This is a genomic window from Rhodopirellula sp. J20-39 (assembly GCF_057365095.1).
This window is the reverse complement of the sequence record NZ_CP195123.1, coordinates 6,560,265-6,586,143: the sequence shown is the minus strand read 5'-3', so window position 1 is coordinate 6,586,143 and position 25,879 is coordinate 6,560,265. Positions and strand designations below refer to the sequence as shown.

At 55.4% G+C, this 25,879-nt stretch carries 20 protein-coding genes; 7 read left to right on the top strand and 13 right to left on the bottom strand.

Going from position 1 to position 25,879, the window contains the following annotated elements:
• Nucleotides 1-620: 620 nt before the first annotated feature.
• From ACR3ZL_RS23960 to ACR3ZL_RS23945, 4 genes are all read right to left on the bottom strand, one after another.
• On the bottom strand, nucleotides 621-1,268 hold the full coding sequence (locus ACR3ZL_RS23960) for a hypothetical protein (protein WP_473650567.1): 648 nt from the start codon (nucleotides 1,266-1,268) through the stop codon (nucleotides 621-623).
• A gap of 794 nt (nucleotides 1,269-2,062) precedes the next feature.
• On the bottom strand, nucleotides 2,063-2,920 hold the full coding sequence (locus ACR3ZL_RS23955; RefSeq protein WP_473650568.1) for an ABC transporter permease: 858 nt from the start codon (nucleotides 2,918-2,920) through the stop codon (nucleotides 2,063-2,065).
• A 2-nt stretch (nucleotides 2,921-2,922) separates the two neighbouring features.
• Complete coding sequence (locus ACR3ZL_RS23950) at nucleotides 2,923-3,849, bottom strand: ABC transporter permease (protein ID WP_473650569.1); 927 nt, start codon at nucleotides 3,847-3,849, stop codon at nucleotides 2,923-2,925.
• 221 nt (nucleotides 3,850-4,070) lie between these two features.
• Nucleotides 4,071-5,111 (bottom strand): Gfo/Idh/MocA family protein, encoded by a 1,041-nt coding sequence (locus ACR3ZL_RS23945; protein ID WP_473650570.1) that lies wholly within the window; start codon nucleotides 5,109-5,111, stop codon nucleotides 4,071-4,073.
• Between the two features lie 88 nt (nucleotides 5,112-5,199).
• On the opposite strand from ACR3ZL_RS23945, the gene mfd reads away from it, so the two are divergent.
• On the top strand, nucleotides 5,200-8,763 hold the full coding sequence (gene mfd, locus ACR3ZL_RS23940; protein WP_473650571.1) for a transcription-repair coupling factor: 3,564 nt from the start codon (nucleotides 5,200-5,202) through the stop codon (nucleotides 8,761-8,763).
• Nucleotides 8,764-8,833: 70 nt separating this feature from the next.
• On the opposite strand, the gene ACR3ZL_RS23935 is transcribed toward mfd, so the two are convergent.
• From ACR3ZL_RS23935 to ACR3ZL_RS23915, 5 genes are all read right to left on the bottom strand, one after another.
• Nucleotides 8,834-9,244: a PaaI family thioesterase gene (locus ACR3ZL_RS23935; protein ID WP_473650572.1), complete on the bottom strand. Its 411-nt coding sequence runs from the start codon at nucleotides 9,242-9,244 to the stop codon at nucleotides 8,834-8,836.
• A 90-nt stretch (nucleotides 9,245-9,334) separates the two neighbouring features.
• Nucleotides 9,335-9,934, bottom strand: coding sequence for a MaoC/PaaZ C-terminal domain-containing protein (locus ACR3ZL_RS23930; RefSeq protein ID WP_473650573.1), 600 nt, complete (start codon nucleotides 9,932-9,934; stop codon nucleotides 9,335-9,337).
• 439 nt (nucleotides 9,935-10,373) lie between these two features.
• Nucleotides 10,374-11,384, bottom strand: a complete 1,011-nt coding sequence (locus tag ACR3ZL_RS23925; protein WP_486173608.1) for an AAA family ATPase — start codon at nucleotides 11,382-11,384, stop codon at nucleotides 10,374-10,376.
• A gap of 195 nt (nucleotides 11,385-11,579) precedes the next feature.
• Nucleotides 11,580-12,428: a sensor histidine kinase gene (locus ACR3ZL_RS23920; protein ID WP_473650575.1), complete on the bottom strand. Its 849-nt coding sequence runs from the start codon at nucleotides 12,426-12,428 to the stop codon at nucleotides 11,580-11,582.
• Nucleotides 12,416-12,781 (bottom strand): STAS domain-containing protein, encoded by a 366-nt coding sequence (locus tag ACR3ZL_RS23915; protein ID WP_473650576.1) that lies wholly within the window; start codon nucleotides 12,779-12,781, stop codon nucleotides 12,416-12,418. Before ACR3ZL_RS23915 ends, ACR3ZL_RS23920 begins: the two co-directional genes overlap by 13 nt.
• A gap of 311 nt (nucleotides 12,782-13,092) precedes the next feature.
• On the opposite strand from ACR3ZL_RS23915, the gene ACR3ZL_RS23910 reads away from it, so the two are divergent.
• Both ACR3ZL_RS23910 and ACR3ZL_RS23905 read left to right on the top strand, forming a co-directional pair.
• Complete coding sequence (locus ACR3ZL_RS23910; RefSeq protein ID WP_473650577.1) at nucleotides 13,093-15,321, top strand: coiled-coil domain-containing protein; 2,229 nt, start codon at nucleotides 13,093-13,095, stop codon at nucleotides 15,319-15,321.
• Nucleotides 15,322-15,500: 179 nt separating this feature from the next.
• Entirely contained in the window at nucleotides 15,501-15,893 is a 393-nt protein-coding gene (locus ACR3ZL_RS23905) for a hypothetical protein (RefSeq protein ID WP_486173024.1), read from the top strand.
• A gap of 27 nt (nucleotides 15,894-15,920) precedes the next feature.
• Here ACR3ZL_RS23905 and ACR3ZL_RS23900 read toward each other — a convergent pair whose 3' ends face one another.
• Nucleotides 15,921-16,496, bottom strand: coding sequence for an RNA polymerase sigma factor (locus tag ACR3ZL_RS23900; protein ID WP_473650579.1), 576 nt, complete (start codon nucleotides 16,494-16,496; stop codon nucleotides 15,921-15,923).
• Nucleotides 16,497-16,796: 300 nt separating this feature from the next.
• Between ACR3ZL_RS23900 and ACR3ZL_RS23895 the strand changes: the two genes are divergently transcribed.
• Both ACR3ZL_RS23895 and ACR3ZL_RS23890 read left to right on the top strand, forming a co-directional pair.
• Nucleotides 16,797-19,391: a sensor domain-containing diguanylate cyclase/phosphohydrolase gene (locus tag ACR3ZL_RS23895; protein WP_486173023.1), complete on the top strand. Its 2,595-nt coding sequence runs from the start codon at nucleotides 16,797-16,799 to the stop codon at nucleotides 19,389-19,391.
• Nucleotides 19,392-19,563: 172 nt separating this feature from the next.
• Nucleotides 19,564-20,754, top strand: a complete 1,191-nt coding sequence (locus ACR3ZL_RS23890; protein WP_473650583.1) for a lactonase family protein — start codon at nucleotides 19,564-19,566, stop codon at nucleotides 20,752-20,754.
• A gap of 36 nt (nucleotides 20,755-20,790) precedes the next feature.
• Here the strand turns inward: ACR3ZL_RS23890 and ACR3ZL_RS23885 are convergent, their stop codons facing one another.
• The 3 genes from ACR3ZL_RS23885 to tatC all read right to left on the bottom strand — a co-directional run bounded on the left by ACR3ZL_RS23885 (nucleotide 20,791) and on the right by tatC (nucleotide 24,102).
• On the bottom strand, nucleotides 20,791-21,054 hold the full coding sequence (locus ACR3ZL_RS23885) for a hypothetical protein (RefSeq protein ID WP_473650584.1): 264 nt from the start codon (nucleotides 21,052-21,054) through the stop codon (nucleotides 20,791-20,793).
• Between the two features lie 122 nt (nucleotides 21,055-21,176).
• Nucleotides 21,177-22,709, bottom strand: a complete 1,533-nt coding sequence (locus ACR3ZL_RS23880) for a DUF58 domain-containing protein (RefSeq protein ID WP_473650585.1) — start codon at nucleotides 22,707-22,709, stop codon at nucleotides 21,177-21,179.
• A 202-nt stretch (nucleotides 22,710-22,911) separates the two neighbouring features.
• Nucleotides 22,912-24,102 (bottom strand): twin-arginine translocase subunit TatC, encoded by a 1,191-nt coding sequence (tatC, locus tag ACR3ZL_RS23875; protein WP_473653468.1) that lies wholly within the window; start codon nucleotides 24,100-24,102, stop codon nucleotides 22,912-22,914.
• A 126-nt stretch (nucleotides 24,103-24,228) separates the two neighbouring features.
• Here tatC and ACR3ZL_RS23870 point away from each other — a divergent pair, with 126 nt between their 5' ends.
• Both ACR3ZL_RS23870 and ACR3ZL_RS23865 read left to right on the top strand, forming a co-directional pair.
• A complete protein-coding gene (locus tag ACR3ZL_RS23870) occupies nucleotides 24,229-24,792 on the top strand; it encodes a type 1 glutamine amidotransferase domain-containing protein (RefSeq protein WP_473650586.1) in 564 nt (187 codons plus the stop codon).
• 79 nt (nucleotides 24,793-24,871) lie between these two features.
• On the top strand, nucleotides 24,872-25,825 hold the full coding sequence (locus ACR3ZL_RS23865) for a hypothetical protein (RefSeq protein ID WP_473650587.1): 954 nt from the start codon (nucleotides 24,872-24,874) through the stop codon (nucleotides 25,823-25,825).
• Nucleotides 25,826-25,879 lie beyond the last annotated feature (54 nt).

The following is a 25,879-nucleotide window of genomic DNA, read 5'->3' as shown; positions in this document are numbered from 1 at the left end:
GTGATATGCCCTTTGTGTCGGTTTCGTTTAGGGTTTGGTAAGCTGCAAGACGCTTCGGTCCAGCGAGAACACGCGAGTGATTTACCACTTTGATAACGCTAGCTCGCGGTCGCCGTTGGAACCGTTCGTTATCCGATATCAGTGCGTCAGCGATCAAAGGTTTCCGACACCTATCCTGTGTCCGTGGGTGGAACACATTGCCAGAACATTCCATTTGGAATCAACAATGAGGCCACGTGGACGTCCCAAAAAAGAACCCAGTCAAAAGATGATCTTCAGAAATCGAAAAACGGTACCGCACACCTTTCCCGACCCACACCTTTTCCGACCCTGCGGCTCAGGTCAGGCCGACGAGAAGAGCAATGGAACAACCTGCTTGAAGTGATCTCCGAGTTAAGTGTTGGCAACCGTCCCGGTAGACAAGAAAAACGAGAACTCAAGCGACGGCGGAAGAACTACCGACTGATGACCTATCCGCGCAATCCGAACCGAAACCGTTTCGCCACAGCAGCTTAGGCTTACGCCCGTGCCATTCGTACCGGACACCTTTTCCGCCCCCGTGCCATTTGTATCCGGCACCTTTTCCTGTTCAAAGGAGTCCGAAACGAGTCTTTGAATCGTTATCCGCTTCGCCCGATGATCTGCTCGGCATATCGAAGGGTCATCCCCGCGTCAAAATAGTGTGTTATGATCGCATGATCGGTGCCGACGCCATTACGCGTCCAGTCCAGCCCAAGGGAAGCCCATAGGCTGTGAATGCGAATGCCATTTGACTCGAACCATATCGCTTGAATCTGTTCCGTGGACTGGTCCTGAGGATCCAGGATTTTCGGCGGAACAAACACCATTGGAAGCCAGAAATCGAACAACTCGCCCGTGCTATGTGGAATATTTGTCTCCCGATTAATTCGGTTTATAAATTCGCAGTAAAGATAGCCAGTCGTAATGTGGTTGCGGAACAGAGCTTTTAGTTTGCGATAGGTATCAAATGACATCCTTCGAAATACTTCGCGGTGCTTTGCCGCAAAGCGTGGAATGTGATCGCCAACTCTACCCAAGCCCCGCATACCCGAGGTGGTGAAATCAAGCTCTGCAGATATAAATCTGTCGATGCAGATCGCGGCCTCGGAGGTTAGCAATCGCGGTTCAGCATCGAACTCCTCTTGAAGGGCCTTTACCGCTGCGGGATTGCCCACCTCCGGTGTATCGCAATAGTTTCGGTAGACGTTCTTTACGCCTTTAAACGCTACGAGAATCGGGTCGGACAATTTCGTTCTCAGGAATGGAAGGTTTGCGAAATCAAGTCGGGTAACACACGGCATCAGCGGGCAAGCGTGTTGGAGCGGTGGTGCTATATTGCCATAGGCAAACACCGCATCAGAGATCCCATACTCGAGCGCATTTAATCGTCACCCCCGTGTGTAGAACTTGTCAAATTCTTTGAGGATGTTTGGGCTAAAGAATACCTTTTTAGCACTCTTTGGATTGCCAGGATCAAGTACGCGCTCATTTGCAAATTTTACGTCGTTTTCTAGTTCTCGGGTTCGGAAAAGGTGTCCGGTACCGTTTACATCTCAGGTCGCAGAATTTCAGAGCAAATGTAGCGACCGAGTCCTGGAATCGGTGCCGGACACCTTTATTCCTTCAGGGTGCATCGACGTAGGCTTGGAGGTGGGGTGCCTCTCCATCGGGGGAAGCTAAGTTTGCGTATGCGACGCCTGGAGTCAAGCGGATCCGGTGAATTTCGTGGTAACCCAGGGACTTGACTGCACGGGAGAAGTTGACGTGCGGGAATGCTTCACGCTTTTGCGGATGCGCGGAGACGGGGATTTCGGTTTTTCACAGGTGTTTAAGCTGGTGAGCCGGAGAGGTCGTGTAATGCGATGGCTCTCGTGCGAGGTTCCGCACTCTGGCACCGTGGTCTCGTTGAGAACGGGTACGTTCTGGACCGCCGATCAACTGGTGATTTGGTTTCAGTCGATTTGTGGGTTGGGCGTGTTTGTTGGAGTCCGCGTTTTTGCGTGTTTTGCAGCCTGAAGGCTGGACTCCAGCGGTTGGACGCCTAGGAACTGGCGCTGCGGTAGCTGCCTAGGGCTGTGCGGAAGACCCAGCGGCTGAAGAGGACGCTTAGGACGGTCGCGATCAGCGCCCAGCCGACTAGCATCCATTCGGTGTCGCTGCGTGGGGAGATAGGTTTGGCGAGCAGTCGGGCGGGGACGTTTACCACGACTAGCACCGGAATCACGAAGGTGAAAAGTCCGTACAGCGGCGTGCCCCAGCCGCGGTTGTAGATCTCCATTGGATAGCGACTGAAGTTGGTGATGTAGAACCAGAAGTTGTATAGCGTTTGATTGCGTCCCAGCCAAATGCTGGTCGCCGACAAACAGATCATTAGGCTGTACATGATCGCAACGCCGCAGCCACAAAACAGGACGTACAGCACGACCGCGGATAGCGATGGGACGTAGGGGGCGACTTCGCGGCCGGCCAATCGCGAGAGGGCGACCACCATGATCACCATTCCAGCGGCAAAGTTCGCCAGCGAACTCCAACTAACCCGACGGAACGAAATCAGGAACTGCGTGTCGATCGGTTTCAGTAACGCGAAGTCCAAACCGCCCGTCCGAATCAGCTCGCTGAACTCTTCCGCGTTGGGCATGAAGAATGCCTGCACGATTGAGTTGATGAACCAGGTCGTTGCTAGGAACAGGAAGAACTTTTCCTGGTCCCATCCGGTGTTCGCGCCGATTGTCGACGTGTACTGGAAGATGATCAGGTAGAAGCCCACGTTCATCGCTGTCCAGCCCAGACTGCTGAGGCATTCGATGACGAAGTTCGTGCGGAACGTCATGTCTCGCACCAGGCTGTTGCGAGCGAACGTTTGGAAGACGCGGCGGTATCGGTTCAGTTCTGCAAACATGATCAGCCTCCGTAGCCGCTATAACGAGAAACACCGCGAGCGTAGGCAAACCGGCAGACGACGATGAAGAAGATCAGCCAGGCAGCTTCCATTGCCATTTCGCCGGCCAACTCGTCTTCGGGGATCTTCCCTAGGAACACCGCAGCGGGAAAGTAAGCGAGATACTTCAGTGGCAGTAGGTTGACGAACCACTCGATGTTGTCGGGTAGCAGCGAGAGCGGGAACATGTGGCCGGACAGGAAGAAACTGAACAGCATGTAGAGGAACAGGAGCGAGGAGACTTCCAAGAACCAAAAGCCGATCATGCCGATTGCAGCTTCCAGGAAGAAGCCGATCGCAAATCCCATCGCGAGCGACGCAAGGAAAGACAAGAACAAATGCAGAGGTGGGAATCCGCTGACGAAGTAATCTCGACAGAGATAGAACACCAGTGCAAAGGGAGCGAAGGCGACCGCGTAGTACGCGATCTTGTGTGCGATTCGGTTCAGCAACAGGAAACCAATCAAGTCGATGGGCTGGATTAGGTACCGCTTGATTTCGCCTTCCCGAATTTGTTGGGCGATGCCGGATGCTAAACCGGGCATGCTGGAGAACGCGCGGGCGATCATGGTCAGTAGGTAATACGCCACCATGTCACGGAAGCCGAACCCGCCGATTTGGGCAGTGGGTTCGCCGCTTGGGTTTTCCGCCACCAATTGTTCGGAGCGTTCGCTGATGCCAGTGGCGTCGATGGAATCGAAGATCGCCCACCACAAAAAGATTTGCGTGACGATGGGCAGGAAACGCATCAGCGTGCCCAGCGCGAAGTCGCCCCGGTAGACCAGACGCTCGGACAGCGCAACGCTGAAGATCATCTTCCAAATCCGCAGCCGACCTAATAGGCCAATGGGACTGTGTTGGTCATGGGCGTAGGTCGCCGATGCAGCCATGAATGGTTTCCGAGATGGGGTGAATTGGAAGGGGCGAAGTGAGTTGATTTTCGAACGTTTTTTTGGGGGGGAAGCGGTTGGGCTTCTTCATGTAAGTAGGCCGGATCGAGCCGGAGGCGATGAGCCGGCGTTTTCCGTTGGATGCCGGGATGTTGGATGCCGGATGTGCGTCGCGGAGCCTCCTTCATCCGGCCTACGGGAGTTATGGGAAAAAGGTTGATCTAGAGAGTTACGGTTTGGCCGGTACGAGCACTCTCGTAGATTGCACAGATCAACTCGATGCTGCGTCGACCTTCGGAGCCATCGATTTGGGGCTGGGTGCCGGTTGCGATTGCATTTAGGAAATCGTTGAACACGGCGGTGTGACCGTGGTGTCCGATTGCGGCCGGGTCGGCGGCGCCGCCACCGGTTTCGGTCTTGCCCGCCATGCGAAGACGGATGGCTTCGTCTTCGTCGGTTTCCTTGGCGAACGTCCACTGGGTCAGGTCTTCTTCTTCCAGCACGGCACTGCCTTCGCTACCGCCGATCTCCACTCGTTTGAGTGCACCGGGGAAGGTGGTCGTGGTGGCTTCGATGACCCCAAACGCACCGTTTTGGAATTCGATGTTGGCAACGACGGTGTCTTCGACTTCGATCCGTTCGTGGGTCATGGTGCCCATCATCGCGCTGACTCGCTTGACCGGGCCCATCAACCACAACAGTAAATCGACGCTGTGAACGGCCTGGTTCATCAGGGCTCCACCGCCATCGAGATCCCACGTGCCGCGCCACGCGCCGCTGTCGTAGTACTCTTGGCTGCGGTACCACTTCACGTAGGTATCGCCGAGGGTGATCTTGCCGAAGCGTCCTTCGTCGATGGCTTTTTTCATCAACTGTGACGACTCGTGGAAACGGCTTTGGAAGGTCACGCCCAGCTTCACGCCGGCGGCTTTGCAGGCGTCGATGATTTGGTCGCACTTTTCGGCGGTGACTTCCAGTGGCTTTTCGACCATGACGTGTTTGCCAGCTTGTGCGGCGGCCACGGCGGGTTCGAGGTGAGCGCCCGAGGGGGTGCAAATCGATACGGCTTGGATTTCGGGATCGGCAAGCATGGCTTCGAGCGTCTCGAAGGCTCGGCAACCGTGCTTTTGAGCGAATTCTTGGGCACGATCAAAATTGCGGTTGAAACAGCCAACCAGCTTTCCGTCTTGGCTATCAGCGATGGCTTTGGCGTGAAAATTCGAGATCATACCAACGCCGACGATTCCAATTCCTATAGTCATGAAGTGTCTTGGTGTGCAGGAGTAGGGAGGGACAAAAGCGGGGAGCGTCCACCTTGAGCTAGGCGGATTCGTATGATCAGGATACGTTTTGAGCTTCAAAGCCGCCACCGATGGTCTTGCCGTGCCTCCCGCTAATCGTTCCAACCTCCGTCGATCTCCGGATGCCAGTCGTTCGTCGGAAACCGCTGCTGCGATGGAAACGAATGACCCGCTAGAAACCCCTGAACTGGAAAGCTCTATTCCACTGGAAAGCAAAATCCCCCTGAAACGCAAAAGCCAGCCGAAAAGCCCGTCGAAAACTAAGTCGAAGAGTCGTCGCCCGCCTCAAATCCGGAGTCTGCACGACGTACCGGCCATTTTGGATGCCACCGCTGGGATTCAGTCCGCGGTTAAGAAACAAAAGCGGGACACGCCGCTGGCGTTTTCGGGCGTGTGGGGCGGGATCCGTGGCCTGTTGGCGGCCACGTTGACCCGTCACGCCCCGCACGTGCTGGTGTTGTTGCCGCAGGCGGTGGATGCAGACATTGTGGCTGGGGACGTGCGATCGTTCGGGATCCAGGATGTAGTGGCGTTGCCGTTGTCGGCCGGCGACGGAACGGGTTCGTCGATTCGCGATGCTGACTACGCGGCTCGTTTGCAGGTATTGCAATCTTTGCGGGGCCGAGACCACGCGAGTCCCGATCCGCTAGTGGTGACCGCTTACATTGGCGCGGCGATTCAAAAGGTTCCTTCGGTCGATCGCCTGACCCGTGCGACACGAACTTTGTCGGTGGGCGACGAGGTGGACCCTGAATCGATTCGGAAGTGGCTTGCCGAAGCCGGATTCGCCAATACGACTGCGGTGCAGGTGCCCGGCGAGTTCGCTAGCCGTGGTGGTTTGCTCGATATTCATTCGCCCGACCAAACGACTCCGATTCGGATTGAGTGGTTTGGTGACGAAATCGAATCCATTCGTCGGTTTGATCCAGCGACTCAGCGAAGTAATGAATCCATCAGCCGCGTAGAAATCGCCGCGATCGGAGCCGATGGACCGCCGCCACCCTCGTTAGCGGATCAGCATTTTGATCCCGACGCAGAGTCCCCCGAGCCTGTTTCCGTCGATCCCAACGAAGTCTATCAAGAGGACACGGTGGGGGCCGAAACGACGGTGGTCGATTACTTGCCCGAAGACACGGTGGTGTTGTTAGTGGATCCGGCGGAATGCCAGGCAACCAGTGACGCGTTGCTGAAACGGGTCGCTCGGACGGAACGTTTCGTCACGATGTCGGAATTGCTGGCTGGCTTACACAGTCACCGTGTGGTCACCGGCAGCTTGTTGGCCAGTGGCAACGATAGCGATGTGATCGACTTGCAAACCGCTGGCGCGGATAGCTTTGCAGCCTCACTGGATGAAACGAAGACACGGGTCGATAGCGTTGCGGCGGGCCATGAAGTCATCGTGGTTGGCGACACGCCGGCTGATGGTCAACGGTTGACGGAGTTGTTGGCGGAAACGGAGGCCGCAAAGTCGGGACGGTTGCACATGACTGTGTCCGACCTGAGTGGCGGTTTTCGATTGTCACAAGCCGAAGTGTTGGTGTTGACCGGGGCGGAGCTGTTTCATCGCAGTCCGGTGCGACGGACCACCACTCGGGTTCGCGGCAAACCGATCGATAGCTTTTTGCAACTGACGCCTGGCGACTTGGTTATCCATCTTTCGCACGGGATCGGTCTGTATCGAGGCTTGCACTCGATCGAAAAGAACGGCCAGCATCAAGAGCATCTGACGATCGAGTTTGACGGCGGCACGAAGATCCACGTTCCGGCGACGCGGATTCAGTTGATCCAGCGGTATGTGGGTGGGACCAAGACGCGTCCTCGGCTCGCCAAGATCGGTGGGATTTCGTGGACCAACCAACGCAAGGCTGCTGAGTCGGCGGTGGTCGACATGGCCGACGAGTTGCTGGAGTTGCAAGCGAAGCGGGCGACCAAGCGAGGCATCACGTTTGATCCGGACAATGAATGGCAGCGTCAGTTTGATGCCAGTTTCCCGTATTTGGAAACGCCTGACCAAGCGACGGCGATCGATGCGTTGAAGGCAGACATGGAATCACACCGGCCGATGGACCGGCTGATTTGTGGTGATGTTGGGTTTGGTAAAACCGAAGTCGCGATGCGTGCGGCTTTCAAGGCGGTCACGTCGGGATATCAGGTCGCGGTGTTAGTGCCAACGACAGTGCTCGCCGAACAGCACTACCATTCGTTCTGCAATCGGATGGCGGAGTTTCCGGTCGAGATCCGCAAGCTTTCACGCTTTTGCACGGCAACGGAACAGCGCGAAACGGTGAAAGAGATTCGCCGCGGGAAGGTGGATATCGTGGTGGGGACGCACCGCGTTGCCAGCAAGGATGTTGATTTCAATAACCTTGGTCTTGTCATCATTGACGAAGAGCAACGCTTTGGCGTGGCAGTGAAAGAACGATTGAAGTCGAAGCACACCAACGTGGATGTGTTGACGCTTTCGGCTACACCGATTCCTCGAACGTTACACATGGCGTTGGTCGGGGCACGCGATATTAGCAACTTGGAAACACCGCCGGCTGAGCGAATGGCCGTCGAGACCAAGGTCACCCGCTGGGATCCTAAGTTGGTGCGGTCGGCGATCGTGCGAGAGCTCAACCGGGGCGGCCAGATGTACTTCGTTCATAACCGCATTGGCGACATGGACGACTTAGCGGCCAAGATCAAAGAGGTCGTTCCCGAGATTCGGATTGGGATCGGACACGGCCAAATGGGCGAAGGTGAACTGGAACAGGTGATGGTCGACTTCATTGACCACAAGTTCGACATGTTGTTGGCCACGACGATCATTGAAAGCGGTCTGGATATCCCCAATGCCAACACGATGTTCATCGACGATGGCAATCGATATGGGCTAGCTGATTTGCACCAATTGCGAGGGCGTGTGGGACGCTACAAGCATCAAGCTTATTGCTATTTGCTGGTCTCGCCGACGAAGCACCTGACGCCGGAAGCCAGCAAACGCTTGCGGGCGATTGAAGAGTATTCGCAAATGGGTGCCGGTTTTGCCATCTCGATGCGTGACTTGGAAATTCGCGGTGCTGGTAATCTGCTGGGCAGCCAACAGAGCGGGCACATCGCGGCGGTTGGCTACGAGATGTATTGCCAGTTGTTGGAAGACGCAGTGCGGCAAGCACAGAAATTGCCGCCGAAGTTATCGGCCGAGGTGGATATCGATTTGCCGATTGAGGCTTACTTGCCAGATGACTACGTGCCCGACCTGCGGCATAAGATCGATCTTTATCGACGGATGACCCGGATTGATCGCGCGGAGCAGATCGCGGCGTTTCGCGAGGAGCTGATCGATCGTTTTGGGCCGCTTCCCGATGCCGCGAAACGCGTGATCGAATTGTGTGAGATGCGACTGGATGCCGCCGCGTGGGGAATCGCTGCGATCACGTCGAATGATCGCTTCATCGTTTTGGAGTATTCCAATCGGCAACGGATCGAACAGCTTGCAAAGAACTCGTCCGTTCCGGTGCGGCTAGTGGATAACCGGAAGGCGTATATCCCGATTAAGGATTTCGACATGTCCGACCCGACCGGTCAAGCTTGGCTGCAACTAGCCCGAGCGGCGTTGTGGATTGGTTAGGTTGAAATCGGAAGGGGCCAGAAAGGACGCAAGCACCGATTCGGTTTGTGAATCCAGTTTGCCACTGGTCCTATTTCGACAGCACCGTGCAGGTCGATGATCCGGTTGCGACCAATTTGCCGCGTTGATCGGTGATGGTGCATTCCACGAACCCGATTCGCAAGCCACGCTGGACTACTGAAGCGCTGGCCGATAAAAGCCCTTCGCGGACGGGGCGAATGAAACTGACCTTCATCTCGATGGTCGAGAAATCTTCGCTGTCTAGTAACGTGCGACCAAACGCGATCCCCATGGCGGCGTCGGCAAGTGCCGAAACCAGGCCACCGTGGACACGGCCCATCGGATTGTGGTGTTGCGGGCCGCACTGAATATCGACAACCGCTTGACCTAGCTTCCCTTCCGCTTCGGCAGATTCATCGGCAGGGTGGACCTGGAATCCAACCAAACGAGAGATTGGGGCTTCAGAGAATCGTTGGCTCACTAAGTTGACTTAAGCGGAGTTATTTGAAGGGGGATCCGCAGCGAAGGGATCCAAAGTGGTGGTCTGTCGGGTGGCTGAGAACACCGGTGACTATCGCGGACGGTTCGGTGTCGCGGAAGTGCTGGACTGATTCGCGTAGCTAGAACGGGGCGCGGATTGTTTGCTAGGCCGATTGCGGCTTTTGGAGGCCACCAGCGTCACGAAGCATCCCTGTTGAAGCGTGCGGCCGTCGTCAGAGACGAGCTTGCGAAGCCAGGTGATTCGTCCAGCACGACGACCGTGGGGCTGAATCGCGGTAACCTCGGTGACGACGTGGACGATTTCACCGAAGAAGATTGGGTTTTCGAATTGCCAATCGCTGATTCCAACAAGCGCCAAGGTGGCTGCTCGAGGATGTTCGGTGCTGAGGCCAGCCAGAACACTCAAACCTAATAATCCGTGAGCCACTGGGCGGCCAAACGGAGAAGCTTTGGCAAGGTCGCCTTTGTGAAGCGGGTCGAAGTCACCTGTCAAAGCGGAGAAATTCTCAACGTCTTCGCTGGTGATCGAGCGGCTGGGGCTTTCCCAAACCTGTCCTTCGTGCAGATCTTCGTAGTAATAAATGATCGATTCATCGCAGGCATCGGTCGCATGCGTTTCCGCTGCGGAGTCGATCGGATGGGTGTTCTTATTGTTGACAATCATATTCATAAATCAGCCGCCACAGATTATTACGGAGCGAATTCGCCAAGTGGGCGGCTCGGTTGGGATTCCGAGGCCGCTGCATTGGTTCGGTTCGTCCACCTAAACTTGCCCGATAGTCGGTCTACCGACAAGTCAATTCCCGCTTGGAACCAGCTCGAGGGTGCTGTCCAATGCATTTTAGTCCGAATGGGTGGCTTGGGAGAGGCGAAATTGTCTCTAGGGGGAACGATCGGCCATGAGAGGCCTGTTCTGTCGCGGGAAACCTGTGTGGACCCGAAATACCCGCTAGTTGGCGATCAAAACGCTTGTTCGGTGGAAATCGCTAGGGAAATCACCGGAGAGATTGCTGTGTCGGCGGAAAAGCTAAATAGCGGGAAAACCGAAACGACCCTTGCCGAAGGGCTCGTTATAAGAGAGTTGTGAGCTAATCGCTAATCGCTAATCGCTAGACCGGGATTTCAGTCAGTCCGACCACTGAATCGATGATCGTTTTGGTCTCATCGAGCGAATTGCTGGCATTTCGGGAGCTAACACGGTGCCCGAGAACCGTAGGAGCCAAGAATTGAACGTCGTCGGGGAGCACGAAGTCACGTCCTCGCAGTCCCGCATGAGCTTGAGCGGCTCGCAACAGCATCTTGCAACCACGAGGGCTGCAGCCAACCCGCAATCGCCCATCATTTCGTGTGGCGGTCGCTAAGGCGACGACATAAGTGGCGACTTTGCGGCTGACGGTGACCGTGCGAACCCATTCTTGCAAACGTTCCAGATCATCGACATGCATCACTGACTCAAGCCGCGATACAGGTTCGTGATCGGATTGTTCTAGCAAGAGGTCGACTTCGCTCTTCGGATCGGGGTAGTCCATTTTTAGGCGGAACAGGAAGCGGTCCAACTGTGATTCTGGCAACGGGAATGTGCCTTCGAAACCAGCCGGGTTCTGGGTCGCGATCACCATAAAGGGACGCTTCAGGTGATGACGCTCGCCTTCGATTGTCACCTGGGATTCCGCCATCGCTTCCAGCAACGCACTTTGTGTTCGCGGCGAAGCACGATTGATTTCGTCGGCGACCAACAAATTGCAGAAGACCGGGCCCGGACGAAATTCGAATTCACTGATGGAAGGGCGATAGATCGAACCGCCGAGAATATCGCCCGGCAACAGATCGGGGGTGCACTGAATTCGCTGGTATTCCAAGTTGATGAGCCGCGAGACCGCCTTTGCCATTGTGGTCTTGCCCACACCCGGCACATCTTCCAGCAAGATCGAGCCTTCCGCCAACAGAGACGTTAAGACGAGGTCGATTACATCATCCTTGCCTCGGATGACGGTACGTAACTTCGCAGAAACCTCATTGAATTTTGACCAAGCATCACCAATTTCGACCGGCAATTTTGGACTCGGCGTTCCGGGCTTTCCAGACGTTCCAGGTTTTTCGGACGAACTATCTGAGTCCACCGGGGGCTGGCTCGGCGGGTCGGTCTTCAGTGACTTCTTGGCTGAAAATATCACTCTGTTGAGACTCACTTCCGTCGGGGTCGGTCACGAAGTTTTCAGTGTAATGCGTGCGAAAACCGGTTGGTTTTGATGGCCCGTTCTTCGCAATGTTCAGCGGCGGTGACGACAGCTTGATGCAACGCCAATCCGCTTTGATCACACAGTCGTCAATGGTCCACGCAGCACCGCCAAGGTACCACAGTTGGGATGCTGCGAGTCGCTACGGGAATCTTGTACGGACAAGTCCAATCCCGCAAGCACCGCTCGCCCCTTCATCCATTTCAGGCCGCCGCTGATCGCCTCATTAAAGATGTCCGTGTCGAACCCTTTTCCGTCATCGCGAACTTCAATCGAAAACTGTTTGGCGGAATCCGTCGCTGGTTCGGTGGGGCAAGTGCATGAGACCTGGATGGTGGTCGCCTCGGCGTGCCGGACAGCGTTGCGGACCAATTCAATCACGATTCGGTAAACCGCGACCGCGACAGTCTCCGAGAGCTTTTCACTCAAACAGGAACTAAGTAAACAAGATTCCCGAGAGCCAGCATTCGCAAAATCAGAGTTAGGCAAGTCGGCAGGCGGACCGCCGCACTGCCAGTCGATCAGCGGTATTGCCGCTGATTCGGTTGCCGACACGTTATCGGAGATCGAATCTGTATCCTGTGCCGCGGCTGTCTTTGGACCAGCGGAAGCGAACCTAGCCATGTTACTGGCGACCAGGACTCCGGTCAGGAAATCGTGGGCAGCATTCAGCGGATCGGCAGTGACGTCGGGCGGAACGGTGATCCCGCTCATGAGTTGCCGAGCGGCTTCACGGGATTGGTCCACCCACTGGGCGACATCGGAAAGACGTGTGTCTAGGTCCGGATCCGATTTTCGCAACGCCGACAGTTTGGCGGCGGCGGCATAGAGATAGGGAAGCAGGCCGTCGTGAAGTTCGGCCGCGATTTGCTGGCGTTCGAGTTCCAGCAGATTTCCGAGCTGTTCGGATTGGCTCAGCTGAACCACCCTTTCTTGTCGAAGCTGGCGATCGCTTTTTCTTCCGTGTCCTGGATGTCGAACAGTTTGTTCAATTTCGTGATTTTGAAGACTTCCATCACGTTCGGCGACACTTCACAGAATTTCAGGGCGACGCCCTGCGATTTGCAGTGTTTGTTGAGCATGACCAGCTTCGTGATCATGGCGGAAGACATGAACGAAACGCCTCGGAAATTCAACAGCAAACGGCTATTGGTTGCTCCCGGGACAGCCTCTTTCAATTCACGTCCGATCAACTCGATCCGCTGGCTATCCAGGATTTTTACATCTGTAAAACCCAAAATAAGGACATCGCCCTGCATTTGGTTAGTAATCGAGGACATTCGTGTTTTCCGTGGGATTCAAGTGGGAGCGGCTGAACAAGTACGACGACGGTGAACCAAAGTGCATCACCGGACCCGCCTTCATCATACCCGCTTTCAGAAAGTCTACCTAGACGAGGGGCAGATCACAATTCGATTGCCCTGGACATCCGACGAATCAAATTGCTACAGCCCGATACATAAATGCGGATGAGCCGCACAAATTTATGTCCCTCGAACAACCGAGCCCACCACCCATGGGCCCAAATTTTAGAGGGCCCCGAAACTAATGGGCAAAGTGGCTTCATGATGAAGCCTCCGCGGAGTCAGCAATGAGTACCTGGATCGGAATCCCTTTCTTATCGGCTTTCCTGTTTGTGATGGGAGGCATTCTGGTCGGGCATTTGCTTTGGTATCGCGACCGATCACGTGATCTGCAGTCGGTGAAGGATGCGGAGTCGAAGTACGCCAAGGCGAAAGCGGCCGCTCGTGACCGAAAGCACCAGTTCATCGAGTTGTCGCGGGACATCGACTCGTATCAAACCCAGCGTGACGACCTACGCAATGAGGCCGAGACGCTTCGGAAGGCACTGGCTAGCCAAAAAGGCGAAACCGAGGCGTTGCAGGCGGAAATCGGCAATCTGCAAGCTGAACGCAGTCGTTTCCAGTTAGCCACAGAAGATGCCAAGCAAAAATGTGAGGCCGCTAATCGACAGGTTGACCAACACGCTGTCGAAATCGAACGACTGCAAGCCAGTCTCCGCGATAGCGAAGAACGGCTTGAACAATCCACGCAAAAGATTCAACAACTCGCCGAAGAAACCGAGTTGGCTGGGGTTCAGATCAACCAACGACAATCCGTGGCGGATGAACTGTCGCAAACGAACGAAGAGCTGAACGCGGAAATCGAAAAGCTCAAGAACGAAATCACTACTCTTGAGGGCCGCCTCGAAGATCGACTGGATGCCAACGGCAATCTCGATAGCCAAATCGTGGACCTGAACGCGAAGCTTGACCAATTGCAATCGCTGGTGGATCGTTTGCAGGAAGAACGCGAGACCTTGGTTGGCCAATGCGATGATTTGACCGAGCAGCGAGACGCCCTGAAGAACCAATGCGGCGAATTACAAATGCAGTGCAGTGACTTGACCGTCCGGTTTGACGAGATGGTAGGCCAACGCGATGAAATGGTAGGTCAGCGAGATGAGCTAACCGTCCAATACGAAAACATGATCGCCCAGCGTGACGAAGCCATTGCCAAGCAAGATGAACTGAATAACCAGATCGAGCAGTTGGAATTACAGCGAGATGACTTGGTTCAACAACGCGATGATATCGCTCGCCAGTACAGTCAAGCGACCGCGCAGCAAGAACAACTGAACGTCCAGATTGATGACCTTACCGAACGTTGTGATCAGCTAACGATTTTGCGAGACGAGGTCATCCAGCAACGCGATCACGCCATCAATCAACGCGACCAGTTCGCTAGTGAGCGATCCGATGCGTCCAACCAATTCGATGAAGCCGACAAGCGATATTTGGAATTGCAAAACGAATACAATTCGCTGCGTGACCAACACGAAGTCGCCATTCAAAGTGTTGCCGAACAACAAGCCGCTTACGCTGCTCGCCAGCACGAAATCGACGAACTGCAAACGACCTTGCAGGCTTCGGGAGTCCAGGTGCAAACGCTACAAAGCGAGCACGAAGAGTTGTTGGACCAACTCGATGAACGCACGGCCAGAATCCAAGAAGCGATTGATGGACGTGTGAGTGCCGAAACAGCACTCAGTCAGATGGAAGCTCAAATCGAGGCGTTGCAAACCGAACTGGAACATGCCGGTGAGCTGAAGTTCCAGAACGAACGCAAGATGCAAGAAATCCATCAGTCCACCGAACAGATGCAGGTGCAAGCCAACAAGTTGTCGGAGGACTTAGAGACCAAAAACCAGCTCGTGACAACGTTGCAGGCGAAAGTGGCTCAGCAAGACGATGCCATCACACGCCATCGAGCGGAGATCGAACGACTGCAAGCATTCCGGCCTGAGTTCGAAAAGTTGAAAACCACGGTCGCTGAAAAGTCAGCGGAACTCGAACGAGCCGCAGCCCAATTACGCAGCAAGCAAGAAGCCGAAATCAAACTGCAGAAGGAAATCGAGCTTCGCGATAGCCGTATTGTCACCGTCACCAGCGAACAGGAAGCGATTCAAAAACAGATCGGTGAGCAGAACGACATCATCAGCGGTTTGCGTTCGGACTTGCAGTCATTGACCGGACAACTCGACGCGGCGAAGCAGTTTGAACCTCAAGTTGCGACGATGCAGAAACAGGCGAAGCAATTGGAAAACCAAGCCGAGGACCTACGGGCTCAATTGGTTCGTGTTTCCGCCGAACTGGAAGCCAGTTTGGATGCCAACGCGTCGATGCAGAATCGAATTCGTCAACTCGAAGAACAATTGCACGAAAACGCAATCGCGATGCGAGACTTGCGACGCAAACGAGCCAACGTTCCGAACATCACGGCCAGCGAGTCTGCTCCGCCGGCACGTAAGGCGGCTTAGACGTCGGATCTGGCAGGCTTCAACGGTCGACTACGAAAGACCGTTGTTCGCGGTCACGAACAATTCAAATCCCGTTGCTTTCCAGCATCACGCCACGAACCAGACGACCGGCACGAGCGACCATCGCGGTCAATCGGTCACCCCGTTTATTTGCACGAGAAATTGCACAAGGACGAACCATGACTTTTCGTATGAAACGATCCCTGGTCTTGGCGAGCTTCGGGTTTGCGTTGGCGGTTGCGAGCACATCAAATGTTGCTACTGCACAAATCACGACACGGAGAACCCTGTCGGCTGAAATCGACCCAGTTGCTCGATTGGAAGAACAGTTGGTCAACCGGCTGCACGCGACTACGACGGCGCAGCGGGAGTATTTGGACCTGATCGTCAGATACGTCGAAGAAGAAAAGCTGCAGCTTGAATTGGTGGTCGCGATCGAGCGGTACGCGTTGCGACGCAATCCACGTTACGCGTTCCCATTCTTTGAGCGTGCGTTGCGGTACGAGGCTCGAAAACGCGGTGTCGACCTACCATCGGTCCGACATTTCCAGAGCACTGCCAACCGCATGTAGCGGCGAGTTTCACTTAGCCAGATTTGGCTAGGAACCCATCTTTTGGCGTGCTCGGTTCAGAAGCGGGCCGATTGTGTTTTCGTTCAGCCCAACGGCTTGGCTGATTTCTTGGTAGGACTTGCCTTCCAAGTGGAACATGCGGACCACGTTGGCTTCGCGATCATCTAAACGCGTCATCAAATTCTCGACGACTTCCGCGTTTTCGATCCGCTGGATTTCGTGATTCGGTGAGGATGCCTCGCCGTTCCCCGGAGTGAACGAATCCAGATCCGCACCGTTGGCCGAGGACGCAGGTTCCTGGGTCATCTGTTGTATTTTACGGACGACGACTCGCCGTGCGATGACGGTGAGGTAGGTAGCCAGCGAACATTGGCGACGGAATCGGCGCAAGACGGCGAAGTCATGCCGGATTAGCACCAGGAACACTTCGGACACGAAGTCATCACGTGTGGCCTCGTCGATCGACAGGCCGCGCCCCGAGGTTGTTCGGTGCACGACGTGGACGACCAAGCCGACAAAGCGATCAACGAAATTCTGCCAGGCCCGGGGTTCACGGTCCAAGCATCGTTGAAGCAGTTGGCGATCGACGTCGGATAGACTCACGTCAGTGGCTCGGCAGGAAGAAATGTGGGGCAGTACAAAGCCGGCGTTTTAACACGCTCGGTCCCCACCGCTATCAACGCATGTTAAGTGGAGCGAGGCTTAAGAGCAAGTTTTTCGGCGGAAGTATGGATAATTCGGTTTGTAAGACTGAGTCCGCCACGCTGGTTTCGTCAGGCATGTCGTATCAAGACGTTTGTCATGGATCCTAAAGAAGTCGCAAAATCTCCGCCGGCAAGGCGACGGATATGACCTAGGCTTTCGAAAACATGCTCAACTCCACCGCAAAAAGCAATCTTTTTGATGAACGATCCTGTCGCCTCGTCGCTGCCGTCAATTCATTCGTCTGAAGTCGCTGTTCCGTTGCCCCCCGTCAGCAATGTTCCGAGAACGCGACAAGACCTGCCCCCCCAAGAGGAAGTTTTAACACATGACCAATCGCTGCCGAATTTTGTTGAACAGGACAACGTTGATCAGGGAAAGGCAGACGAGCGTGAAAAATCAGTCCAGCACGAAGATCTAGATGCGACCGATGGAACTTCGTCGGCAACCCGGTTGAGTGATTTGTTGGTCGGATTGGGCGAAGTCGCCACGGGTGACCTAACGCCGCTGTCCGGTCGCGGCACTTCGAGCGATTCACCTAGTAGCGCCGGCAAAACAGCGTCGCCGACCCCGGATAACGCCCAGCAGTTCGAAAATCGACTGGCGATGGTGCGTCTGGGCATGGCAACTTCGCTGTTCTATGCACTTCGTACCAAGCACGCGCCGACGGCGGCCCATAGCTTGCGAGTAGCAATCTCATGTTCAGCCTGGTCCGAACGATTGGGGCTAAGCGGTCACCAACGCGATCAAGTGGAAGTTGCGGCACTTTTGCATGACATCGGCAAGATTGGCATCCCCGACCGGGTTCTTCGTAAACCAGGCAAGCTGACCGTCGAAGAGCAGATGACGATGGACGTTTGCCCAGAGTTGGGCTGCGAAATCCTACGAGGCTGCACCGACGATGCCGAGCTTCTGGACATCGTGCGGTACGGCAGCACCTGGTACGACTCTCGACGCCAGGCCGATTCGATCCGTGGTGAAGCGTTACCTTTGGGTGCACGCATGTTGGCGATCGCGGGCGCCTTCGACGCGATGACCACCGACCAAGTTTATCGTGCGGCGCTCAGTCGCGAACGTGCATTGCAGGAACTGTTTCGCGGCAACGGGACTCAGTTTGATCCGGAGTTAACCCACGATTTCGTAATGATGCTCGAGAAGCGACCCGAGATGTTGCACGAGTGTGTGGTGGATCGCTGGTTGCAACAATTGCAAGCGAGTTCGAATTCCAATCAACTCATGTTTGGTCGGTCCATTTCGACTGCAAACAGCAATTCCGAAGCTCGGGGCTCGGCGATCGGCACCGGCCTCGATTTCGATGCGTTAGCCAATTCTTCGGTACCCGGTTTCACAGCAGTAAGCGACGGGAAAAGTCGCCCCTCCTCGGCTCAGCCGTTTTACCGAACCCTTTGCGAGCAGCTTCGCGACGGCGTCGCGTTCACCGATCGAGAAGGCCAGATTTTGTACTGGAATGATTCGATGGCCTACATGACCAAGGTCGCGGCGTCCGCCACGGTCGGTCAGTACTGGGATGCGTCGACGCTAAAGTTTTTCAGCAGTGACGGCAGCGACATGACGGTGTGCCCGATTCGTGAATGCGTTGATCGCCAAATCGTCGTGAATCAGACGATGCGGTTGATCGCAAATAGTACGGGCGAGAATTCAGACGTCGTCAAAGGTCAAAAGGCTTCGAAGTCGGCTGCGGAATCCAACGGGCGTGACGTGTTGATGCAGGTCGCGCCAGTGAAAGAAGAGTTCGGTGGTGGAGCGGTTGTGATTGTGCGTGATATCTCGGATCGTGCCGAGATGCAGCATCAGATTCAAACGCTTCATAAAAAGGCGACCAGCGATCCGTTGACGGGCGCTGCCAACCGAGCTGAATTCGACATGCGGCTGATGCAGTGCACCACCAAGGCAAAGCAACAAGGTGCGACCTTTAGCTTGATCATGTGCGACATTGACCACTTCAAAAAGGTCAATGACATCCACGGGCACCAAGCCGGTGACGAAGCTTTGATCCAGTTCGCGAAAGTGCTCGAAAGCCACACGCGCGGTTCGGATCTGGTTGCTCGTTACGGTGGCGAAGAGTTCGCATTCCTGGCGATCAACAGCGACAACGCAACGGCCACACGCCGCGCCGAAGAAATTCGAAAAGCCGTCTCGACGACTCCGCTGGATGGACTCAATGGCGAATCCGTCACGGTCAGTATGGGAGTCACTGAATATCAAACCGGCGACGCGCCCGAAACAGTCATTGCACGTGCTGACCGAGCATTGATGACGGCTAAGGAGAATGGTCGAAACCGGGTCGTGCAGTTGGGAAGTGGTTTGGTCGAAGCGGAAGAGAAAGCTGAATCGGGAGGCTGGTTCGGTTGGCTCGGGGCGTCAACAGATAACAAGCAGCAAGAATTCCAGCTCGCCACGCCGGTTCCAACGGACTTGGCGGTTGAAAAACTACGCGGGTTCATTGCCGATCACCGTGCCGAAATCATCAACGTTTCCGGTAGCGAATTGTCGCTACGGTTGAACGTGAGCGGGGGATCGGGACGACGTGCTGCTGATCATCAAATGACGCTGAATACGTTGATCCGGATTAGCGAAATGAAAGGCAAGCGAGGTACACGTGGTGCTTCACTGACGCAAACCAAATTGACCGTGACGGTGACACCGGTTCGCAGTCGTGATCGGCGGAGTGCTGGATTCACGCCTTGTGTTAGCCAGGTGATCAGTAGCCTGCGGAGCTACTTGATGGCTGAATTAATCACAGATCAGGACACCGAGGTTTCTTACCTCGGCTAGGATTCAATCGAGCGGTTCAGTTTTCGGCCGCTGGGTCGTAAGCGAATTGGTTGTAGGCGGTTTTAGCGAAGGCGTTAGTGAGAGTCCCACTGGGGCGATGGCTGAGTTATGATGCGGATCCCAATTTAGTCATTGGGCTCCCCTCCAACTCGTAGCTAACGGCAATTCTCACATGATTCACTTCGGTTGCATCCGGTCCGTTTTCTTAATCGCCTTGTCTTGCAGTGTGGCGACGCATTCCGCCCGAGCTGACCAAATTGACGTTTGGTTTGGCACCATCACACCTAAATCAAAACCAGGTGCGAAACCTAGCGATGGGCAAAGCCAAGGGATCTATTACGCGAAACTCAACACCGAAAATGGCCAGCTATCCAAGCCCAAGTTAGCGGCGCAGTGTGACGGTCCGGGATTTCTGGCCCTTCATCCCAGCGAGAACGTTTTGTACTCAACCGGCAGCCCGTCGCACGCTGAGCAAGGCGGCGACGTGTCGGCATTCCGGATCGAGGGTGGCCAATTGAAATGGCTTAGTTCGGCTAAATCCGGCGATGGTGGCGCGGCCCACATCTCGACCGATCGCGAAGGTAAGGTGTTGATGTCGGCGCAGTATGGCGGCGGTTCAACTTCGCTGTACCAACTGGATGACGAAGGTGCGATCAGCCGTCTGGTCGATACGAAAGAGCACGCCGAGTTGTTGCCGGACGCTGGATCGCATGTCGTGGGCAATCGCCAAAACTCGCCTCACGCTCACTGGACCGGAACCTCGCCGGACAACCGATTCGCGTTCGTCCCCGACTTGGGAATGGATCGAGTCGTGATTTGGAAGCTTGATACAGCTAAGCCTTCGCTGACTCACCACGGATTTGGCGTTTGCCCACCCGGCGGTGGTCCTCGGCACATGAAGTTCAGTCCCGATGGCAACCGGATCTATGTTCTTAATGAGTTGGCGTTATCGATTACCGCGTTCGATTACGACGCTCAAGCGGGGACGATGACTGCGGGCCAAACGATCCCAACATTGTCGGATGAGGCGAAGGCAAAGGAAACCTTTAACAGTGCTTCCGAAATCCGGATCCATCCCACTGGCAAGTTTGTCTACTCAGCCAACCGAGGCCACGACAGTATCAGTGCATTTCGCGTTGATGACAGCGGCCAAATGTCTCTTGTGGAGATCGAACCGATCCGAGGTGGTTGGCCACGCAACTTCGCTATCGATCCCACTGGTAAGTGGATTATCGCGGCAGGACGCGATAGCAATACGGCAACGGTTTTTGAGATCAATCAAACGACTGGCGAGCTGACCTTCATCCGCCAAACCCAGTCGGTGCCTCAACCGATTTGCGTTCTGTTTGGTCGATCGAACTAGGGCATTGCCAATGTTCAATCGAGCTAGTGCTCTCGTTCAGCCGTCGCCGTGACTGTGCCAGCGTTTGGGTAATGTGATCGCGTAGAGGACGACAATCGTCCCAATCGCGAGCATGGCCCAAGGAAATTTTTCGCCGGGTTGCCAGACCCGCGTGTTGACCGCGGGTGTCCCGCTCGGATCGATGAAATCGACTGCGGTCGACTCAGCCGCCGCGTACATGTTGGCTGAGTCAATGAGGAGGGTTTCCACGCCGACAATGATCGCCATGATGCCCAGTGCCATGAATAAGCTTCGCCACATTGATCTACTCTCCGGTTCCGAACAAACACCTGTATGAAGTAGATCGGCGGATCGGTAAGGAAATCATGGGGCGATTTTCACCGCGTCGTGTGACCGTTTCATTCCGTATATCCGGCGGTCGATCACAACAAGTGTTTGGCTTTGACTTCCAGATATTGGTTGACCAGCGGTGCTGTTAATTCGTCGGGGAACGCGTCAACGACGAGGACACCCCGGTGGCGAAGACCACGAAGCACCTCTTCCCGCCAAACCAATATGTCGGCTGCCGCGGCGGCCCGGTAGAGCGTGAAGTCATCAACCGAAGACTCGTTGGCGTCCAGCGTTTGAGTGGCCGATTGACCGGTTTGCTGTGCCGCAGCGAGTGAGGCCAGCATGGGGGCGTCGGCAGCATCAAACATCTCGCGGTCTCGCAGCAAGACGCCTAGTGGTAAGTGCGTGCCGGATAAGTTCGATAGGTAGTCGACGACGACTTCGGAGTTCACTTCATCGACAACGTTCGTGATTAGGGTCACCAACGACCGGCGTTTGCAGTACTGGTTCAAATGCAGAAACGCTTGGTCGTATCGCGATTCCACCATGCGTGGGAATTGATCAAACCCGGCCTGCAACAAACGGTTCATTTGGCTTGCGCCGCTGCGGGGCGGAATGTAGGCATGGATTCGATCGCTGAAACAAATCATGCCCACCGCGTCACCCTGGTTTAGGGCGACATACGCCATCATCAACGATGCGTTCAGAGCGTGGTCCAATAACGAGTAGCCGTCTCGCTCGTTCGTCATCATGCGACCGCAATCGAGCATGAAGATCAATCGCTGGCTTTGATCGCTTTGAAATTGCCGAACGGTCAGCTTATTTCGACGAGCGGTGCTTCGCCAATCGATGTGGCGGTAGTTGTCGTCACGGGTGTAGTCACGCAGTCTTTCGAAGTCGCTGTCTTGTCCAATGCGGCGAGTCCGACGGACGCCGATCAAACTCAATCGGTCTGTCCGCGCGAGCATCGCGTAGTCCGATAGTTGTTTCATATCGGGGTAAATGTTGATTCGGTTCTGGACATCGACCGTGATCTGACGCTGCCATAACCGCAGCGGGCTTTCAATCCGCAAGTAACAATGTTCCAGCTCGAAGGCACCGCGGCGGTGTGCCGTTAACTCGCCACTGGCGTGTGTTTCCAAACCTGGGGCGAGGTCAAGCGAGTGTGTTTCAGGATGCGCGCTGAAGTGTTCGGGCAAGTCATCGCGAAATTCACCGATCAGTCGCATCGACGTCCGGTTGCGAATGGTGAGTTTGCTTTCGACGGGGACGCGAAGGGATCCTGTGCGAGCGATTTCCCGTTCGACCTCGATGTTTTCATGTCGCGATCCACCGCTGCCCAACCACAACAGCACGAAGTCAATCGTGGTGACGATGAAGATCAATCCGTCCAACAACGCCAGGATCGCTAGCCAGGAGACGGAAAATACGGTTAACACCGACACGCACACCGAAGCGGCCAGCAAGGCGATCCACCAGCGCGTCGGGAACGTGCGGGTTTGAATCGCCGCAATCACCAGTGGAAGACTCAACACAACCAGCAAAAGCCATGGCCACTGGCTAAACCACTGGAAATCGTTTGACGCATCGACAGGCACGTTCGATTGCAAGAAAAACGATTCCATCAGTCAGCTTTCTTGATTGCACTCGAACGGATTGGCTAGCAGCGATTCATCACGCAAGTCGCCGTGGGGTGTCAGGTATGGACGTGGTTCGGTCGGGTGATCGAAGCGATAGGCTCACTTCGTTAGTTCACTGAGTTAATTCACTGGCACTACGGTCCGACCCGCACGACGATCCGACCCGCAAGGCCAGACCCAACATCAATCAGGCAGGATCGTAGGCACCTTTTCCTAGACCTCGCCCGCGAGGCATGTACGCACACATCCCGATGCCTAGAAAATACAGTATCAACAGCGGGATCGCCAACGCGACCATGCTGGTCACGTCCGCAGGCGTCACCACCATTGAAATAACGAAGATCACAAGCACCGCGACACGCCAACTGCTGACGTAATGTTCGGTTTCGATCAGGCCAATCCGTTGTAGGAACAGCATGACCAGCGGCAACTGGAACGCGACGCCGAAGCCGAGCGGTAGCATCAGCACGAAGTTGACGTAGTACGTCAGACGCGGTTCGACCGCCACGTCCATGCTGCTGTTAAACGCCAGCAGGAAGTTCAGGACGTAGTGCAGCACCAAGAAGAATGCCAGGGTGACACCGGCCGCAAAGAGCACGACGCTAAAGGGCAAGTAGATGTAAACGTAGCGGCGTTCATGCGTGTGCAGCCCTGCCGCGACGAAGCTCCACAAATGATAGAAGATCATCGGGGAAGCCAGCACAGCACCCACAATCAGACCGGCTTTCACCCAAATCATGAAAGTCTCTTCGACCTTCAACGAGCTAACACCACGCTCGGAACGTCGGAACTGGATCGTCGGCACCATTTCGTTGGGATCAGGGACTTCGCCGATCGCAGCGACAAGGTCCGCCGTCTGCACCCGCTGCGTCACGTCGACGGTGGTTGGGGCGACAAGTTCCGTAGGCAGCGCGGGAGTGAGAGTTTCATCTGCGTCGGAAGATTCACCCGTTGTTTCGGATTCAACCGTGGTGGCGGATTCCTTTCCTGTCTCGGACTCACTTTCAGCCGGAGCAGACTCGCCGTTCGACAGTTTTGCTTCGCTAGATGGCAAGGCGTACACCAGTTCGGCGACCAGCGAGTTTTGCATCAGGAATTGATGAAACTCTTCGAGCTTGTCTTTGTCCGGGTACTGTTCGCCCTCCGATAGCCCCATCAGAGCCATATCACGGTCGGCGTTGTACTGCACAATCGCTTGTTTCAGCGGTTCTTGGATGTACTGGACAACTCGGTTGGCCACCAAAAGGCCGAAACCTAGGCCCACCATCAACCAAATGATCGCCTTCACCAGCGCACCACGAAGTTCCTCGAGGTGTTCACCGAACGTCATCGTCGAGTTGTCAAAAAGGTCGTCTTTGGGGCGTGCCAGGGCGTCCACAGCGGTCTTTGTCGAAGGAGGGAGGGGGGACATCAGGGGGATTTCGGAAGGTGGATCGAAACTCGCGATCGGTTCGGTTACCTTCGAATGCTCCATTAGTTTAACTGTTCCCAGAAAAGTCGCACGATGACACAGCTACCAAATTCCGAAGCGGTTTCACCGATCACCCTGCAAGGCTGCCGAGTATTAGCGTTTGTGGGCGAAATTTACGAAGATTTGGAGCTTTGGTACCCCAAATTTCGGTTAATCGAGGCTGGGGCCGAAGTCGTCGTCGCGGGCCCCGCTGCGGGTGAGAATTACAACGGAAAACTTGGCTATCCGTGTGTCAGTGACGCGTCGATCGCCGATATGAACGCGGCTGACTTCGATGCGCTGTTGGTTCCTGGAGGCTTCATGCCCGACAAATTGCGGCGAGATCCAAAGGTTTTGCAATTGGTTCGCGACTTTGATGAAGCGAGCAAGCCGATTGCAGCAATCTGCCACGGCGGGTGGATTCCAATCAGTGCTGGCGTCTACCGAGGCGTCCGCGTGACCGGTTCGCCGGGAATCAAAGACGATTTGGTGAACGCAGGAGCACTCTTTGAGGATGCCGCGGTCGTCGTGGACCGCAATCACGTGTCCAGCCGGCGACCGGACGATTTACCGGACTTCTGTCGTCAATTTCTCGCTTTGATTGCCGCTGGACGTTGACACCTGGACTCGGGAATTCGTATAGCCGAGCGATGTTGGCATCTTCTCGACGACAATTTACGAACCCCAACGTACCGCGATGACGTTTTCGAAATTCGTTACGCGTGACGTCAGGCTAGCGACAGCGATCATGTTTTGCATGTCGCTATCGGGCTGCACTCTCTTTTCGGCCGGTTCCCTATGGGAATCCGGTAGCGGTCTGGCTGCGTGGTCGTCCAATGGAGGATCCGACGGGAGCGATTTCGGTTCGGCGGATTCCGGTCAACGCCAATCAAGTCATCACTCGTCGTCGAAGTTGACTCACCAATCACGTCAGACGATATCGTTGGAGGTGGATTTCCGGCACGTGCCCGTTTCCGCTTTGGGCGAAGAATTGTGGCGTGGCGTGGACGAAACGGTCTTTTCAGCCGAAGTTCGCAAGGCTTGGCTGGATAACGGTATTCGGATCGGGTTGGTCCCCGCGGCCAGTGATCCACTGAAACCGACCTATGGCGAATCCGGTGACGAAGATCCGACAAACCAGCTTTTGGCGCACGCGGATGTGTTGGGCAATCACTCCGAAGGCCGCGAAGTGATCCCGTTGCAACCGTCCCGTCGCCACGAATTGCCGCTGTCGCGTCCATTGGAAGGCTCGCAAGTCGTGCTGTATCGGCGTGCGACCGGTTTGATGGGGCAAAATGTCCAAACACCGCAGTTGTTGCTGGCTTTGACCGCTGTTCGCGGACCTCGCGAGGGACAAGCCACGCTTCAGATTCGTCCTGAGATTCAGCATGGGGCCGTCAAGCAACAATTTGTGAGTAGCGAAACCGCAGTGCGGATTCACGCTGGACGCGAACAGTGGAAACTGCCTGAGTTGGATCTGTCGTGGATTGCCAAACCAGACACGCGTCTTTTGTTGGCACCGGCACTTCAGCAAGACGGGGATGATTCTCAATTTGGCCAACCTACATTTGGGCTCGGACGCCAGATGCTGCGGGACGACCAGCATGTTGAAGACGACCAGTGCATCGTCGCACTGTTGCGACTGAATTGATTCGGCGTCTGAAGCAGGACTCGATTTCGGCACCCTGCTTCTAGCGAAGGGCAC

Coding starts and splice junctions, on each gene's coding strand:
- ACR3ZL_RS23955 (WP_473650568.1), bottom strand. CDS start 2,920: ATGTTTGCAGAACTGAACCGATACCGCCGCGTCTTCCAAACGTTCGCT.
- ACR3ZL_RS23950 (WP_473650569.1), bottom strand. CDS start 3,849: ATGGCTGCATCGGCGACCTACGCCCATGACCAACACAGTCCCATTGGC.
- ACR3ZL_RS23945 (WP_473650570.1), bottom strand. CDS start 5,111: ATGACTATAGGAATTGGAATCGTCGGCGTTGGTATGATCTCGAATTTT.
- ACR3ZL_RS23930 (WP_473650573.1), bottom strand. CDS start 9,934: ATGAATATGATTGTCAACAATAAGAACACCCATCCGATCGACTCCGCA.
- ACR3ZL_RS23915 (WP_473650576.1), bottom strand. CDS start 12,781: ATGTCCTCGATTACTAACCAAATGCAGGGCGATGTCCTTATTTTGGGT.
- ACR3ZL_RS23910 (WP_473650577.1), top strand. CDS start 13,093: ATGAGTACCTGGATCGGAATCCCTTTCTTATCGGCTTTCCTGTTTGTG.
- ACR3ZL_RS23905 (WP_486173024.1), top strand. CDS start 15,501: ATGACTTTTCGTATGAAACGATCCCTGGTCTTGGCGAGCTTCGGGTTT.
- ACR3ZL_RS23895 (WP_486173023.1), top strand. CDS start 16,797: ATGAACGATCCTGTCGCCTCGTCGCTGCCGTCAATTCATTCGTCTGAA.
- ACR3ZL_RS23890 (WP_473650583.1), top strand. CDS start 19,564: ATGATTCACTTCGGTTGCATCCGGTCCGTTTTCTTAATCGCCTTGTCT.
- ACR3ZL_RS23885 (WP_473650584.1), bottom strand. CDS start 21,054: ATGTGGCGAAGCTTATTCATGGCACTGGGCATCATGGCGATCATTGTC.
- ACR3ZL_RS23880 (WP_473650585.1), bottom strand. CDS start 22,709: ATGGAATCGTTTTTCTTGCAATCGAACGTGCCTGTCGATGCGTCAAAC.
- ACR3ZL_RS23870 (WP_473650586.1), top strand. CDS start 24,229: ATGACACAGCTACCAAATTCCGAAGCGGTTTCACCGATCACCCTGCAA.
- ACR3ZL_RS23865 (WP_473650587.1), top strand. CDS start 24,872: ATGACGTTTTCGAAATTCGTTACGCGTGACGTCAGGCTAGCGACAGCG.